This is a genomic window from Betaproteobacteria bacterium (assembly GCA_016720925.1).
Classification (GTDB): domain Bacteria; phylum Pseudomonadota; class Gammaproteobacteria; order Burkholderiales; family Usitatibacteraceae; genus UKL13-2.
On record JADKJR010000028.1, the window covers coordinates 1 to 15,425 of the forward strand.

Here is a 15,425-nt window from a genome sequence, read left to right on the forward strand (position 1 = left end):
AAATACAAAATCGGCGCGGTGAATTCAATTAACTGGGGCCGCATCGTTGCGCAGGTGGTGTACTACTTCAAGGGCTATTTTTGCCGTCACCGCCTCCAACGAGGAAAGGTTTCGTTCGCCGTGCCGTCCGGCAATTTCGGTAACGTGCTGGCAGGGCATATCGCGCGCATGATGGGCTTGCCGATCAAACACCTGATCGTCGCCACCAACGAAAATGACGTGCTTGACGAGTTTTTCCGTACCGGCAACTACCGCCCGAGAAAGGCCGCGGAAACCCTGCAGACATCAGGCCCGTCGATGGATATTTCGAAGGCGTCGAATTTCGAACGTTTCCTGTACGACTTTTTGTGGCGCGATCCGCCTGCGTGCGCGAACTGATGCGCAAAGTCGAACACGAAGGCGGCTTCAATGTCTCCGACTGCGGCGACATCTGGAAACGCATGCCGGCCTTTGGTTTCATTTCCGGCCGCAGTTCACATGCGGATCGCATCGACACCATCCGCAACGTCTGGCAGAAGTATCAAATCGAAATTGATACGCATACGGCGGATGGATTGAAGGTCGGGCTGGCGCATCGCGAACCGGGTGTGCCGCTCATCTGCCTGGAAACAGCGTTGCCGGCGAAGTTCGAGGCGAGCATCGTGGAAGCGCTCGGGCGGAAGCCCGCGCGACCGCCGCAATACGAAGGTATTGAAGCGCTTCCGCAGCAATTCGAAGTGATGGATGTAGATGCCACGGAAGTGAAGCATTTGATCGCACGGGTCGTAGGCAAAGTCTAGCGTTGGCGCGCCTGCTGGCGGCATTGCGGCCTGGGGGCCGCGCCAGTGCTTGGTTTTACGGTATTCCCCCTCCTGACCGTGCCTTCGCCGCCGATACGTCGGAGACGGTAATGACCCCGGAAGCATTCAGGTCATAGAAGTAGTTTCCGGCGTTTGCCCGTTGACCCGTACGCGCCTTGATGGCACTTGCATCGGCGGCATCCACGCGGCGCGTAATGTTGACGTCCCCAACGAGGAAACCGATTGACGCCGACGCGGTGCCTGCGCCATTCACGCCGGTAAGCGAGATTGTGACGCGTTGCGCGTCGGCAACGCCGCTGAGGGTCACGATGACCTCGCTGCCGGCAGACTGTGCGATCGCGTTGCCGGACGTCACCATCGCATTGCCGGCGGCAATGATCGCCGTGTCGAACTGAAATACGACCTGATGGCCATTGCCGATGTGGCGTGGCTCAACCGTCACGTTGCCGCTTATCGGCATCCGGCTGTCGATGGGCAGGTCAAATGGGCCGGCATTTCCATGGGCTTTTCGGGAGACAACGCCCGTCAGGAGCGGTGCCGGGCTGAATGGCGTGACGACCACGATGTTCGATGCGGTACTTGAACCGATGGAATTGGTCGCAATGACGGCGCACGAATAGCGCGACCCGTTGGCGAGTCCGGTGACGACAATCGGCGAATCCGTTCCGCTGCCAGTCACGGCGGGCAGGATGGCGCTGGTGCACGAGGCGGCATAGCCGGTGATCGGCGCACCGCCATCGAAGGCGGGCGGCAAGAACGACAACGTGGCCATGCCATTGCCCGCCTGAATCCCATTCAATGCGGGTGCATCCGGCACGGTCGGGAAGGAGACGGTGGTATTCGGCCAGATCAGATTCCGCGGCGCCGCCAATTCCCTCACGTTGTTGATTGTCACGGAATATGACGCGCCTGTTGTCAGCGGTGTGGTGGTGAGTATCACCGCCGCGGGATCGGTGTCGGCGACGGCCAGCGTGATGCTCGCCCCGTTATCGATCGCGTAGTTGTCGATTGTTGTCGCACTGACCGCCTCGACCGCGCGATTGAACAGCAGCCGAATCTGGGTGGGACTCAGTCGGGTCGCGGAAATCACGTCGTAGCTGTAGTTGACCCATTGGTCATACAGATTCAGGATGCGCGGGTCCGGTATGTTTCGCGCCAGCGGCGGCATTGGGCCCGGAAAATTTCCCGGCAGGGCGGAATCGCGGACGTAGAGGCGCGAGTTGGCGAGGTCATCGCGAATCAGTCCTCCAAACGGCCCGATGAGGTTGGTGTTTTGCGTCGGCGTCTCGAAACGCATATCGAAAATCGGGCCGCCGCCACCAGGTTGATGGCAGTGCGCGCAATTCGACGAAAGATAGGAGCGCACGCGATGCTCCAGCGGCGCGGAAACATCGTCGATCGCAACCGCGCGCGGATAGGTGGAGGCGGCGTTGAGCGGCGTATCGAGCATGCCGAGCAGGTCCCAGGTATGCAACTGGTTGTCGGTGCGTCCGGTACTCTGATAGGTGAAGTCGCCATTCAACTGCGCGGTGCGGATGCCGAGGACCATGCCGGCGCTGGAATTGTGGCAACGCACGCAATCGTCGGGGCCGGGATAGGAATAGACCTGGTTGCGCGTCGAGCCATCCGCCTCGGTGATGACCAGCGTTTCGTCCAGCGGCGCGGACACCAGTTCAGCCTCGCTATGGACACCCTGAACCGGCGGGATCCAGCGATAAGTCGCGCCGCGAATGCTGCCGTCGGCATTACGGACCAGAACACGGGTCTCGAGCCTGCGCACCGGAAATGCCGCGCCCGGGCTCCTCATATCGAAGTTCTTGATAATCACGGTGCCATTGGGAAAACTCCAGCTGCCGTTGGCCGCGAAGCCGATGCGCGGCGACGTGACAGGATTGGTCGGCTCGCTGCTGTTGAATGGGATGGCGATGAAGCGCGACTTTTCGGCGCCGTCCGTCCACAGCGGCGAATTCACGTCATAGGGCATAAAGCCCGGATGCGGCGTGCGTGCGGGTACGTCGGTGAAGACGCCCGTCAACGTCAGCGTGGCCGGCATCGGGTCGCTGGAAGTCGCCGGCAGCATGCCGTTCATGTACGCGCCAATGGACACGCGTGCATCGAGGCCCACTTGGCTATCGGCATGACTTAGCGCGGCAATACCCGCCAGCATGATGGCGAGGATGCCAGTTCGGCGGCGCAGAACATGGGAACCGTTGCGTCTGGAAATCATATAGCGGCTTCGCGAGTCCGGGTCTTCAGAGGAAACCCAAATGCCAATTTACGTGAACTGGTCTGTATTCGGTAAACACACGGCGAAAAATAGCAAACTCCAGCATTGGCGCGCCTTTCAAAGGCGTTTTGCCCGAAGTGCCGCGCCGGTGCTAGGCTTTGATGCGCACGCAAACAATACCAAGGAAAGATCATTGCGAGATGTTTGCGCAGTGTGATTGACCCTGCCATTTGAAGCTAGTAAATTGAAACAGTCAGACGGACAGAGCCAACTCGCCACCGTCGCCCGTGAATGCCGGAGAACCAGGCACGGGCACATGCCTCCATGACACGACCGACACATCGATGACTCAGTCGCTTGTTGCCGCACCGGGAGGCCGATTCGCAGTCGTGAGACTGCCTTGACAGTGGAATGGGAGAACTCATCATGGGTGCACCACGTTTCGTTCGGTTATTGTCAATCACGGCTGTTGCGCTATTTGCATCCGCCGTCGTCGTTGAAAACGCTTTCGCGCAATGGACCTATCGCTTCACGCCGGGGCCGTTGGTTCGCAATATCACGGTGTACGCCAACAATCCCGTCGCGGGCACGCATACCTTGTTTGCCTCGACGCTGACAAATGGAATGTACAAGGGTATCGACAACGGCACGTCGGTCACGTGGCAGACCATCAACACCGGCATCCCGATTGGTCAGGTGCGCGCGCACGTGGCCGTCAGCACGACGCTGACCACGGATTTTTATGCAGTGACCGACGGCGCGGGGATTTTCAAAACCACCGACGGCGGCGCCACATGGACCGCCATTAACGGCAGTGGCGCGACCGCGCTGGGTTGTCTGGATGTGCGCACCGCGTCAGTTGTCGTCGCCACGCAACCGCGCACCTTGCTGGTATCAACGTCTTGCCGCAATGGAAGTGGTGTCTATCGCAGCGTTGATGATGGCGCCAACTGGACGCGGTTAGGGCCCGCCCCGGGTTTGACCGGATCGCTTCCGGGTGACGTGCAATCGTCTGGGCTGAACCGCACAACCCCCACCCCACCAACACAACCCACTTATTATCTGGCCACCTCCAATTACGGCGTATTCAAGAGCACCGACGGCGGCGCAACCTGGTCCGCAGCCAATAACGGAATTACCGGGACAAACGCATTCAATGTCACCTTTAGCGGCGCCACCGGAACGGCCGAGCTACTCGTATACGTTCATGGCAGCGGTGTGTACCGTTCCACCGATTCCGGTGCGAATTGGGCGCTTTCGGAAGCAGGGTTGCCCACGGGCTATGCCGCGCTCGGCGGCATCAATCGCGAAACCGGTTTGATTCAATACATCGGTCTCGATAAGCAGGGGATCTACAGGACGACCAATGGCGGCCTGAACTGGTCACCGTGGGGCAGCACCGCCACCGACAGCGATGCGAAATACGCACGCGGGATAAGTTCCCCGGTAACGGGCATTGCGGGGCTCTATTACCTTTCGACGATTGAAGGGGTCGTAAAAACCACCAACGACGGGACGACGCTTCAGTTGGCCGGCGACATGAACGGAGGTCGTGTAAATGCAATCTCGCATGATCGCGATACACCCAGCATCGCTTATCTCGCGCTTAAATTTCCGTTGAAGGTCAGCAATATCTATGGGGACTACAACAGTCCGGCGTTGTTTACCTTGCTTGACAATGGTGTCACCGGCGCGACCAATGACGGCGTGGTCTATCAGGACCGCCTGACGCCGGCAAACCTCTATATCACCACCAACAATCGCGGCATCTTCAAGAGTACCAATGGCGGCACGTCATTCGTTGCCATCAACAATGGCCTGCCCAACATGATCGGGAAATCAAGCCGTCTCGCCATCGACCCCACCAATTCGCAGAACGTGTTTCTGGGACTGAGCGACGAGGGCGGTGTTTACAAGAGCACCAATGGCGGCACCAGTTGGGTATTGTCCAGTACCGGCCTTTCTACGACACCGAAGGCCATGAACATCAATATCGTGACCGTCGACCTCAACAATCCCAGCATCGTCTGGGCGGCGACCAGCGACGGTGTTTTCAAATCCACCAATAGCGGGGCCAACTGGACGCAAAAATATTCGGCGGTCGATGGCGCCGGCTCGCCATTGGGCTCGAATGTCGTCCGCGTGCGCCCGGGCAACTCGAATGAAATCTACATTGCCAATTACCACGTGAATGCCAATGGCACGCTAGTGGCCAGTTCCGGTCTGCAAAGGAGTATCGACGGCGGCACCACCTGGAACAACATTCTGCCCGGCCACAAAATATCACAGGTACGCGTTACGGCCGGCGGCGATATCTATGCCGGCGTTTCCGCCCAAATTGGCAATCCGGCGGTCTACCTGTCGACCAACGGCGGTACGTCGTTTGTGCCGTATTCCGCGAACCTGCTAGGCAGCGATATCCGCAGCTTCGGCATTGGCGCCGACGACTCCGTGCTGATTTCGTTATCGCTCGAGAATGGTTTCTACACCAATGACGCCGGCCAGACACCCATCCTGAGAGTGACCAAGATCGGCGCCGGCACGGTCACATCGTCGCCGGTCGGCATCAATTGCGGCGACACCTGTGCCGCGTCGGTCGCCGCCGGATCGGTGCTCACGCTTACCGCCACGCCATCGGCGGGCTCCACGTTCTCCGGCTGGAGCGGTGGGGGTTGTACCGGCACTGGAACCTGCGTGGTGACCGTGAACCTCGCGACGACCGTTGTCGCCACCTTCACCGGCGGATCGTTCTCACTGCTGTCAGTGAAATCGCGGAAAACGCATGGGCCGCTTGGCGCATTTGATCTCAGTATCGATCCGGCTATCGCCACCAGCGGTTTGGTCGCCGTCGAATCGCGCGCGATCGGCGCGGGTCACAAAATTGTCTTCCAGTTCAGCGGGCCGGTCACCTCGGTAGGTGGCGTGACGTCGAAAGATGCTGCCGGTTTGAATGATGTCGGTTCGGCTGCGTTTGCGATCAGCGGCAACGATGTGGTCGTGACCCTTACCGGCGTGCCAGACAACCGGCGCGCCAAGATCTCTCTGACCGACATCAATAGCCCGGGCACCAATGCCTCCGCATCGATTGGTTTTCTGGTGGGTGATGTGAACAACACGCGCACCGTTTCCGCCGCCGATACCAGTGTCGTCAAGGCACGCTCGGCGCACACCACCACGGTGCTGAATTTCAAATTCGATGTGAACGCGACAGGCGTCATCAGCGCTGCCGACATCGCGGCCGTGAAGGCGCGGCCGGGGACGCTGGCGCCGTAGGCATCAAAGGCGCGGAATTCCTGGGGCGCGTCGCAAAAGTCAAGCACTGGCGCGCCTCCTGGCGACATATCGGCCTGAACGCCCCGCCGGTGCTAGTGTTTTAACGGAAGTTCCGGCTACCTGCCGTCTGCATGGGGCAGTACGACCCGTGATGTTTACGGTATGACCCGCCCCGACCGCGCCTTCGCCGCAGCCACATCGGCCGCATCAATTGCGCCCGATGCATTCAGATCAAAACGGAAATTCGCGACATCCAGCGGCTGATTTCCGCGCGCCTTGACCGCGCTGATGTCGCTGGCGTTTACGGATTGCGTGCTGTTCACGTCGCCGACCAGGAAAGCGAGCGAAACAGAGGTCGTGAATCCCGGACTGTTTACATCGTTCAGCGTGAGGGTGATGCGCTGATTGTCGGCAATCCCGATGAGGTTGACGATGACATCGTTGCCGGATGCGCTCGTGAACGCCTGGCCCACCTGCGCTGCCGATGCATCCGTGGCGATCGCCGTGCCGGGATTCGTGATCGGCAGATTGAATTCGAAAACGATACGGTGCCCCGTGCCACTCATGCGTGATTCGACCGTCACCGGGCCAGCCGTCGCGATCGGCAAATTGTATGTTGTCGCGCCGTGAATCTTTCGGGATTTCACTCCGACCCGCGTCAGCGGTGCACCGTTTGTCGCTGTCACGTCCACGGTTGCCGATGCGGGGCCGGGACCGACTGAATTGGTTGCGGTCACGCTGCACGATTGCAGAATACCGTTTGGTAGCCCGCTAACAGTGATCGGCGAGGTCGCACCTGCCGCGGTCGCCCCTGAAGGGCTGCAGGTCACGTTGTATGTAGAGATCACGGCGCCGCCGTCGTTCGTCGGCGGAGTAAAACTGATGCTTGCCTGCGAGTTTCCGGGAACGGCCGCGCCAATAGTTGGCGCGCCGGGAACGGTTGGCGGCAAAGGTGTGAAAGAGGCCGCCACACTGCACGCCGCCGTAATCGGCCCGGTGGTGTAGAGATTTCCGTTCAGTGTACCCATGCAGGTGCCACCGACGTTTGCCGAGTAGCCGACATGGGGCGTAATCGTGAAGCTGGTCGATGCGCCGTGGTTGACGTTCTGTACGGTGGTGGGCGCGATCGTACCGTTTGCCCCGGCGCTCGGCGTGACAGCATAGTTATTGAGCGTGAAGGTGGCAATCACCGTGCAATTGGCGGTGATGGGCAGCGTGACGTAATTGACGCCATTGAGCGTGCCACCGCAGGTACCGGTGACGACAGCGTTGTGCCCGACGGCTGGCGTGATCGTGAAAGGCGTCGTTTGGCCCTGTACGACCTGTTGCACGCCCAGCGGACTGAGGAAGCCGTTACCGATTATCGATGGCGTCACGTCGAACACGGGCGGCCCCGCCACCGTGGTCGAGGTGAATGTGAAGGTCGCGGTGCCGACCGTCAGCGTTGAAGTCTTGACAGTGCTGCCGGTATTGGCACTGGTATGCCGTATACAAATGTAGGCGTCTGTCGAAGTCTGAGTCGCAGTGGTCGTGTACGGAACTGAGCAACTCGTGGAGGGGGTGGTCGAGAGTGTGTATTCGCCGTTGGAAATCGAGATGTTTGTTAGCGCACCGAGGCCGGTAAGTTTGACCAAATTCGACACCACAGGGAGGCTCGTTGCGACATTGTTGAGCGGGAAAAAGACCAACTGGTCAGGGAGCGTGTCAGTGGACGATGAAAAACTGTAAATCGTGCCATTGGAATAGTTGGCGAGGTAGAGTTCGCCGTTTTGGCCTTCGCCGAAGGTACTGACTTGCGGCGTCAGGCTGGGGATCTGGGTGACGCTACCGGGCGGATCATTGACGAAAAGTTTCGACTGTACGTAATCGCCGAACACATATTTGCCGGCAAGGTCAGGCGTACTTACGCCGCGATACACGTAACCGCCGGTCACGGATTGGCCTACCGTGTGGCTGTACTCAAGAATCGGGGCGACGTAGTTTGCTGGCGTCAAGTTACAGCCAGATGATGGGAAGTAGCAATGATTGCCTTCGAGAATGTTCCAGCCATAATTCGCACCGCCGCTGCTATCGGCTGGTTGCCGATCAATTTCTTCCCACGCGTTCTGGCCGACATCGCCGATATAAAAATCACCATTCAATCGGTCGAAGCTGATGCGCCACGGATTGCGCACGCCGTAGGCCCAGATTTCCGGACGTGCGCCGCCGACACCGATGAACGGATTGGTCGACGGAATATAGGGTGCGGCAATATCGACATTGAGGCGAATGATCTTGCCGAGAAGCGTGTTGAGATTCTGACCGAACCGATCGGGTCGCCGCCGCCTACCGCCATCACCCACGCCTGCATACAAGAAACCGCCCGGTCCAAATCGCAAGGCGCCGCCGTTGTGATTGGATTGACCCGGATGCGGGATGGTGAGGATGTTCACGCGCGATGCCGGATTGGCGATGTTTGGATCTGCGGTAGATCGAGTAAACCGCGCGATGACAATATCGCCCAGCGCAATTCCCGCCCCCGCACTCGTCGTCGAGGTGAAATAGACGAAGAAATAGCCGTTAGTAGCGTAGTCCGGATGAAACGCCAGCCCGAGCAAGCCGCGCTCCCCGCCGCTCGTCACAATGGCGGGTGCAGTCGTGAGATCCAGAAACGGCGTCGTCAGCAAAAAACCATTCTGAATGATGCGAATGCGGCCAGTTTGCTCGGCGACAAACACGCGACCGCTGCCGTCACCCGCGTTGGCGATGTCCACGGGCAAATTGAGGCCGCTTGCCAGTGGCGCCAGCGTGATATTGGCGAAGGAAGCCGGTGCGAGGCACCATGAAATGATCGTGAGAAGCAGGGGGAGAAAATACTTGCGCAATTGAAAACTCCGAAAGAAGACTGCCTCCCTGCTGGCGTTCGTTTGTGCGCGATGATGCCTTTTTTGTTGTTGGGAGAACCTTAGCTGATGTGGCATGCATGCGCAAGCGCCTGCATGCGAGCGGCAGCGGGCAAACTGACCCATGATTCGGCGCGCATGCATGTTCCGAACAAATCCGGAAACCAGGCTCTGGCAGGGCGACCGGGCAAAAAGACGCCCGAACCGCCTTGCCGACGGATCAATAGACCGCGCCGGCAATCACACGCTGGTAGATCGCGTTAAGAATCTTCTCCTCATGCCGATACATCGCGGAGTACTTTCCCGGGTTAGTGTCGGGATCAAATCCCGGCCCGCCGATCAAATAGATCATCCCATTCCTTTTTATCCGGTCAAACACCAGCGCGGACGTCAACCCCCATGCATCACCCAGATGACCGACGGCTTTGAAACCGCCGCCATCAACAAGTCGATCTCCCGACCCTTTGCCGCTTAGGTCCAGAAATTGCTGATTGCCGAGCCCCCACGCATTGAACTGGTCCTTGTGTGTGCCATAGGAGCTGCTGCCGTTATTGGCAACTGCGTCGTGGCGCCATTGGACGGAAAGCATGGTCTCAATGGTTTGCGATTTCAGAAATGGCTTGCCCGCGTGCACGCCGTTGTTCATCAGCATCAGCATGATCTTTCCCAGATCCGCGGCGGACAGCCGGATGTTTCCCTGCGGGCCGAACGCCGTACCGTTGGTGCCGATCACATAGTCCGGCCCTGCACGCGGCACCGGCGACACCTTTCTGTAATCGTCGACCTGCGGCACCCACGGACCCGCAGGATTCCAGACGTGTTTGTCATTCACCTCAATTGCCTTGCGATAGAGCGCGGCAGTGTTATCGAGATCGGCTTTGGAGAATTCCGCAGGATTGAATCCGCCGCGCAAGCCCAGTGGATCGAGAACCAGCCGTTTCATCAGGCGGTCAAATCGTTCACCACTGGCGCGTTCCATGATGGTGCCAATGACTCCCCAGGGCAGGTTGGCGTACTGGAAATATGCGCCGGGTTTCGCGTTCTGTGCCCACATGGCGCCCGTACCGTACAACGATCCAGCCGGCAGCAGCGCGTCCTTCAGCGCATGTTTCGCTTCCCAGTAATAGCCGCCCTCGTCACGCAGCGAGGAAGTATGGGTGAGCAACATGCGCAACGTAATCGGGTCATCCGGAAAGTACGGATTGCGCAGCCGGTAACCGAGATAATCGCTCACGTCCCGATCGAGTGCGAGTTTGCCATCCTCGACCAAGCGCAGCACGCCGAGCGTGGTAACCAGTTTGGAGATCGACGCGATGCGGTACTGCGTTGAAGAATTGGCCGGCTTGCTGTTCGCAGGTGTTTTTTCGTCGATGAAGCGGCGGCCAAACTGCTTGTGATATACAACTTTCCCATCGCGCACCGCCAGCACCGACAGGCTGGCGAGTGGGCGTGCGGTGTCCTGCACGATGGCGGCCAATTCTGCGTCCAGCGAGACGATGGCAGCCGACGCGCCCTTTGGTATATCCGGCTCTGTGCCCTGACTGCTAATTGACATCGCCAGCAGGCCCATGCCGAGCCAGGCTGCGAATTTCGATCTCATGCTGTCTATTCACTTTCCCGGACGTGACGCCGTTTCTGTTGCAGGCGCCGGCGGCGTTGTCAGCACATCCAGCATCGCGGCGGTTTCTGCGTCCGGCATGCCATCAAACAACGATGGCCGGTACTTCATCTGAAAAGCGGCGATCACCTTGATGGTAGGCTCGTCAAATTCCGCGTTAAGTGGAACCGCATATCCGAAACTCGCGAGTTTCTGTTGAAACCAGTCGATATTAGGCAAGTCCTGTTCGTAAATTAACTTCTTCTGCGCGACCAATGCGGAGTCCGGCCAAAGAATCAATCCCTCATCGGCAAAGCGCTTCCACGGGAAGCGCGGACCCGGGTCGGGCTTGCGTTGCGGGGCAATATCGCTGTGAGCCAACACCCGGTCCGCCTTGATGCCATGCTCGGCCATGATTTTCTTTACCAGTGCAATCACCGCATCAATTTGCGAAGCCGGAAAGTCAAAATAAATCCGGCCCTGCGGGGTATTCTGGTAACCCAGATTGACGATTTCGATGCCGATCGACGCCGCATTCAATTGCGTCTGCCCCTTCCAGGAACTCACGCCTGCCTGATAGGCGCGGCGATTGTCGTCAACCAGTTGGTAGATCGTGGGGGGATTGTCGCCCACCAGATAATGGCTACTGACGCCGCCTTCGGTTAGCACCTTTAGCGACGTCGGAAAGTCCAGCGCGGTGTAATGGATGATCAGGAATTGCGCACGGCTATCCTGGCTCACTGACGTATAGGTTCGGTCAATATACGGGCCCATTGCGCAGCCGGAGAGCAGGGCGAGAAGCAGGGTGACGAGCATTCGTTTCATGACGGTGTCCTAGCCTCGATGGCTCAAGTTGATTTGGCCGCGCGGGCGGCAATTCTTGCTGCCGCGACGTGCGCGTCGCTGGTTCGCACGTTTAGGTCAACGTCCGATGGTAACGCGGCGCGCATGGTCTGTTCGATGACCGGGTGCATTTGCGCGACACGCCCAGCCAGCGCCATTGGGCGCGGGCCAAAGCGTGAAAGCATTGCATTGCCCAGTCGGGCGAGTTCCGCACCGGCGCGCTGAAGTATACGCAATGCCGCCGGATCCCGGTCCGCGGTTGCAGCGACCGCCAGCGCGAGCGTGCCGATCTCGCCGCGCTCTCGTTGATAGACAAATTCACGCGACTTCGCCCAGTCACTGCCGCCGAGTCGATTGAACAATTCGATTGCCATCGGCGAATCGCACCATGAACCGGGCAGGGCATCTTCGCCACGCCAGATATGTCGCAGCGCTTCGATCGCAATCCAGAAGCCGCCGCCCGCATCGTCAAGAATAGCCCCGCGCCCGCCGGCGCGATGAAAAGTACCAGCGGAATCGATAAACGCCGCGATGCTGCCAGTACCGGCATAGACAACATAGCCTTCGCCCGGGGCGAACAGGTCGAGGCAGGCAATCTCGATGTCGCTGTGCAGGGTGACGGCTTCGACATTGGTGCCGAATGCCGATGCGATCAACGCGCGAATCAATTCACCTCGCTCGGTGAAACCGGTCATGCCCGCACAGATGTGTGACGGGCGATATCCGGGTGGCAGCGCGCGGGCAATCGCGTGCATGCATTCACGGATGTGCGCGCGTCCCGCGTCGGTGCTCATTTGCAGAGCAGTCAATCCCACGACACTGCCATCAGCAACGATGTCATCATTCGCGTTGGCGATTGCCCAGCGGGTTTGGGTGCCACCGGCGTCAATGCCGAGGCCAAAATGATGAAGATACTGGTCATGGAGCTCTCGCAATTTCATCTTCAGCGGTCAGATCGCGGGAATGCCTTCGTCCCAAAGCGATCATTGCGAATTGCCGCCCGACTGCCGAAATCTCTGTCCGATCGATAGGTCCAGCGTCCGTTTTGCGTCGACGCGCATCATGAAGTCGCCGGCTCCATTGGCACGGACCGGAAGCGGTAAAGATCGCCAGTTTTGCCATGACTCGAGTCCAGACCGCAAGCCACGTCAGGCGGTTTGCCGTGTCGCTTCGCCAAACTCGATACCTCCCAGTTTGCCGTCGCGCTGCATGGTTCCACCGATTAATCTGAGGAGCATGGCGGGCGATCGTTTTCAAGCCAGGGCATGGCTGGAATCAGCGCCGGTGTCGCATAGACCGCCTTCAATTGATCGGCAATGCCCTTCCGGTTTTCCATCAATGCAGCCATGCTGAAGTGGATATGCCCATCAATCGTTTTTCGCGTTCGCATCAGCGCGACCTGATTGACAATTTCCTCTGGCTTCCAAGACTTCGGCGATGCATCGATGCGACTGGTAAACATACCGGGCCAGATGTGACGGCGGGCCTTGTTCTGGCCGATCCAGTATTCCATCAAGACGCCGAATGCTTGCTGCGGCGGGTCGATCGGCCAGTAGAGTTGCGGGGCGAGGTAGTCCATCCAGCCGTTCTTTAACCACAGTTCGACATCGGCATAGATCTTGTCGTACTGACTGAAGCCAGTGATGCCTGGCGGGCGTCTATCCGGCCGTCCCAGGCCGAATGGACTCACGCCAAATCGCATCCACGGTTTCTCGCGATGAATGCTGGTGTGTATGCGTTCAATCAACAGGTTGACATTTTGCCTGCGCCAGTCAGCGCGACTTAACTTGCCGCCATTTCGCGCATAGCGGTTCCACGACGGCTGATCGGGGAAATCGACTTCCGGCGTATTCTCGGTCACTGGCGCGCCTGGATTGACGGGGACCGGATACGGGTAGAAATAGTCGTCGATATGCACGCCGTCGATGTCGTAGCGGCGCACTACGTCGAGAATGACGTCCAGTGTGCGCTGCGCCGCGGCATCCTCGCCGGGGTCCATCCAGAGATAGCCACCGTAGCTCTTGACGATATCCGGGTTGGTGTTGGCGATGTGCGTGAGCGCGTTGGGCGACTTCGCCGACACATGCCGGGCGCGATAGGGATTGAACCATGCATGCAGTTCGATGCCGCGCTTGTGGGATTCGTCAATCCACATCTTCAATGGGTCGTAGTATGGATTGGGCACCTTTCCCTGCTCACCGGTCAGGTATTCCGACCAGGGTTCCAGTATCGAAGGGTAAAGTGCATCGGCAGCGGGGCGCACCTGGAAGATCAGTGCATTGAGATTCAGTTCGCGCGCACGCTCGACAATGCGAATGATCTCCTGCTGCTGTTGTTCGGTTGAAAGGCCTTGCTTGCTCGGCCAGTCGATATTCGCAACCGTCGCGACCCATGCGGCTCGGAACTCGCGCGGGATCGGCGGGGGAACGTTGGCGACGTCGCGGCTTGACTTGGGGATATCAGCGCAGCCGGCAAGCAGTATCCCACAGCATAATAATGCGTAGACCGCCATTTGACGGGGCTTTCCGGACATAAATTGCCTGAAAGCCGCGCCAGTGCTTGTGGTCGAACGGGGTTCGATCCCCGGGGGCGCCCGGGGGGGGGGGGGCCGGGGGGGGCGGCGCGCAAGCAAATTTATACTTTCACAAACCATTTTTTCTTCCACATAAACCAAGCGACCAGAAGCATCGCGAGATTGAACAGTATCGCAAACGTCAGCGAAGCATTCACCGCTGAAATCGGCAATGACTGCAATGGCGCATACAACGCGCCTTTCAGCGAAATCATGCCTCCACCATCCTGCGCGAATTTGATGTAACCGAGCATTTTCGCGACGAAACCGGAAAACGCAAAGATGAACAAGGCGTTCATGCCATAGATGGTAAAGGGCTGCAACCAGCGTTGTGATTGCGCGCGAATGGTTGGCGATTCGTTGCCATCGATGAGCCAGTAGAACACGGCGAACATGAGCAATCCCCAGCCCGTCATGAAAATTGAAAATGAAACTGTCCACAGGCTCTTGTTGATCGGCATGAATGTCGCGTCGATGATCGCGCCGACCCAAAGGCTTGCGAGACCTGCAATCATCATCCACACCGTTTTTTCTGCCTTGGAGCATGCAGACAATAACCAGCGTCCGGTCAGCACGCCGAACAATTGTGTGCAAAGCGCCGGCAACGTGCTTACCAAACCTTCTGGATCCCAGGTTCTCGATTGCACCCACAGGTGCCCATCGAGCAATAGTCGATCTACGTATGCTCCGAAGTCGCGCCCCGGTTCCAGCACGCCAGCGGCAATGCGGCCGTCAACATCTGCCACCGGCACAATCAACATCAACCCTGTGTAGATAGCGAACAGCGCCGCGATCCACAGGCACTGCTGCCGCCAGTTGAAATACAGCACGATGGGCGCTGCCAGCATCGTACACAACGCAATACGCTGCAGTACACCCGGGATGCGAACTGTCGAAAAATTGAAATTCGGTATCAGGTTGAGCACGCAGCCGATGAGAAAAATCAGCGTCGCGCGTTTGAATAACTGCCGCAGCAATTGAGCCTTGTTTTCTCCCGTCTCCGCACGACGACTCAAAGAGAGCGTCATCGACACGCCACAGATGAACAGGAAGAACGGAAATATCCAGTCGGTGAAGGTCCAGCCATTCCACTTCGCATGTGCCAGTTGTGAATACAGGTGTCCCCAATCGCCCGGATTGTTGACCAGCACCATGCCCGCGATGGTGAAGCCGCGAAACGCGTCGAGCGAAATCAGGCGATTGTTTGCCGCAGCGCCCATGACGCCGGTCA

General features: G+C 58.8%; 10 protein-coding genes. 3 read left to right on the top strand and 7 right to left on the bottom strand.

Going from position 1 to position 15,425, the window contains the following annotated elements:
• Together IPP88_22105 and IPP88_22110 are read left to right on the top strand one after the other, a co-directional pair.
• A partial coding sequence (locus IPP88_22105) for a threonine synthase (GenBank protein MBL0125250.1) occupies positions 1 to 378 on the top strand: 378 nt, incomplete at its 5' end.
• The gene (locus IPP88_22110) at positions 378 to 779 is read left to right on the top strand and encodes a hypothetical protein (protein MBL0125251.1); all 402 of its coding nucleotides are present in this window, start codon (positions 378 to 380) and stop codon (positions 777 to 779) included. The genes IPP88_22105 and IPP88_22110, both read left to right, overlap by 1 nt.
• A gap of 55 nt (positions 780 to 834) precedes the next feature.
• Here the strand turns inward: IPP88_22110 and IPP88_22115 are convergent, their stop codons facing one another.
• Positions 835 to 3,027 carry a hypothetical protein gene (locus IPP88_22115; GenBank protein MBL0125252.1) on the bottom strand — a complete coding sequence of 731 codons (2,193 nt, stop codon included), beginning with the start codon at positions 3,025 to 3,027 and terminating at the stop codon, positions 835 to 837.
• A 426-nt stretch (positions 3,028 to 3,453) separates the two neighbouring features.
• Between IPP88_22115 and IPP88_22120 the strand changes: the two genes are divergently transcribed.
• Positions 3,454 to 6,300 (top strand): hypothetical protein, encoded by a 2,847-nt coding sequence (locus IPP88_22120; GenBank protein ID MBL0125253.1) that lies wholly within the window; start codon positions 3,454 to 3,456, stop codon positions 6,298 to 6,300.
• A 155-nt stretch (positions 6,301 to 6,455) separates the two neighbouring features.
• Here the strand turns inward: IPP88_22120 and IPP88_22125 are convergent, their stop codons facing one another.
• From IPP88_22125 to IPP88_22150, 6 genes are all read right to left on the bottom strand, one after another.
• Entirely contained in the window at positions 6,456 to 9,164 is a 2,709-nt protein-coding gene (locus IPP88_22125; GenBank protein ID MBL0125254.1) for a PQQ-dependent sugar dehydrogenase, read from the bottom strand.
• A gap of 238 nt (positions 9,165 to 9,402) precedes the next feature.
• Entirely contained in the window at positions 9,403 to 10,752 is a 1,350-nt protein-coding gene (locus tag IPP88_22130; protein MBL0125255.1) for a serine hydrolase, read from the bottom strand.
• Between the two features lie 39 nt (positions 10,753 to 10,791).
• Positions 10,792 to 11,604 (bottom strand): N-acetylmuramoyl-L-alanine amidase, encoded by an 813-nt coding sequence (locus IPP88_22135; protein ID MBL0125256.1) that lies wholly within the window; start codon positions 11,602 to 11,604, stop codon positions 10,792 to 10,794.
• A gap of 23 nt (positions 11,605 to 11,627) precedes the next feature.
• Entirely contained in the window at positions 11,628 to 12,563 is a 936-nt protein-coding gene (locus IPP88_22140; GenBank protein ID MBL0125257.1) for an ATPase, read from the bottom strand.
• A 281-nt stretch (positions 12,564 to 12,844) separates the two neighbouring features.
• Positions 12,845 to 14,155: a family 10 glycosylhydrolase gene (locus IPP88_22145; GenBank protein MBL0125258.1), complete on the bottom strand. Its 1,311-nt coding sequence runs from the start codon at positions 14,153 to 14,155 to the stop codon at positions 12,845 to 12,847.
• Between the two features lie 101 nt (positions 14,156 to 14,256).
• Positions 14,257 to 15,414 (bottom strand): DUF1624 domain-containing protein, encoded by a 1,158-nt coding sequence (locus IPP88_22150; protein ID MBL0125259.1) that lies wholly within the window; start codon positions 15,412 to 15,414, stop codon positions 14,257 to 14,259.
• Positions 15,415 to 15,425 lie beyond the last annotated feature (11 nt).

Coding starts and splice junctions, on each gene's coding strand:
- IPP88_22110 (MBL0125251.1), top strand. CDS start 378: ATGCGCAAAGTCGAACACGAAGGCGGCTTCAATGTCTCCGACTGCGGC.
- IPP88_22115 (MBL0125252.1), bottom strand. CDS start 3,027: ATGATTTCCAGACGCAACGGTTCCCATGTTCTGCGCCGCCGAACTGGC.
- IPP88_22120 (MBL0125253.1), top strand. CDS start 3,454: ATGGGTGCACCACGTTTCGTTCGGTTATTGTCAATCACGGCTGTTGCG.
- IPP88_22130 (MBL0125255.1), bottom strand. CDS start 10,752: ATGGGCCTGCTGGCGATGTCAATTAGCAGTCAGGGCACAGAGCCGGAT.
- IPP88_22135 (MBL0125256.1), bottom strand. CDS start 11,604: ATGAAACGAATGCTCGTCACCCTGCTTCTCGCCCTGCTCTCCGGCTGC.
- IPP88_22140 (MBL0125257.1), bottom strand. CDS start 12,563: ATGAAATTGCGAGAGCTCCATGACCAGTATCTTCATCATTTTGGCCTC.
- IPP88_22145 (MBL0125258.1), bottom strand. CDS start 14,155: ATGTCCGGAAAGCCCCGTCAAATGGCGGTCTACGCATTATTATGCTGT.
- IPP88_22150 (MBL0125259.1), bottom strand. CDS start 15,414: ATGGGCGCTGCGGCAAACAATCGCCTGATTTCGCTCGACGCGTTTCGC.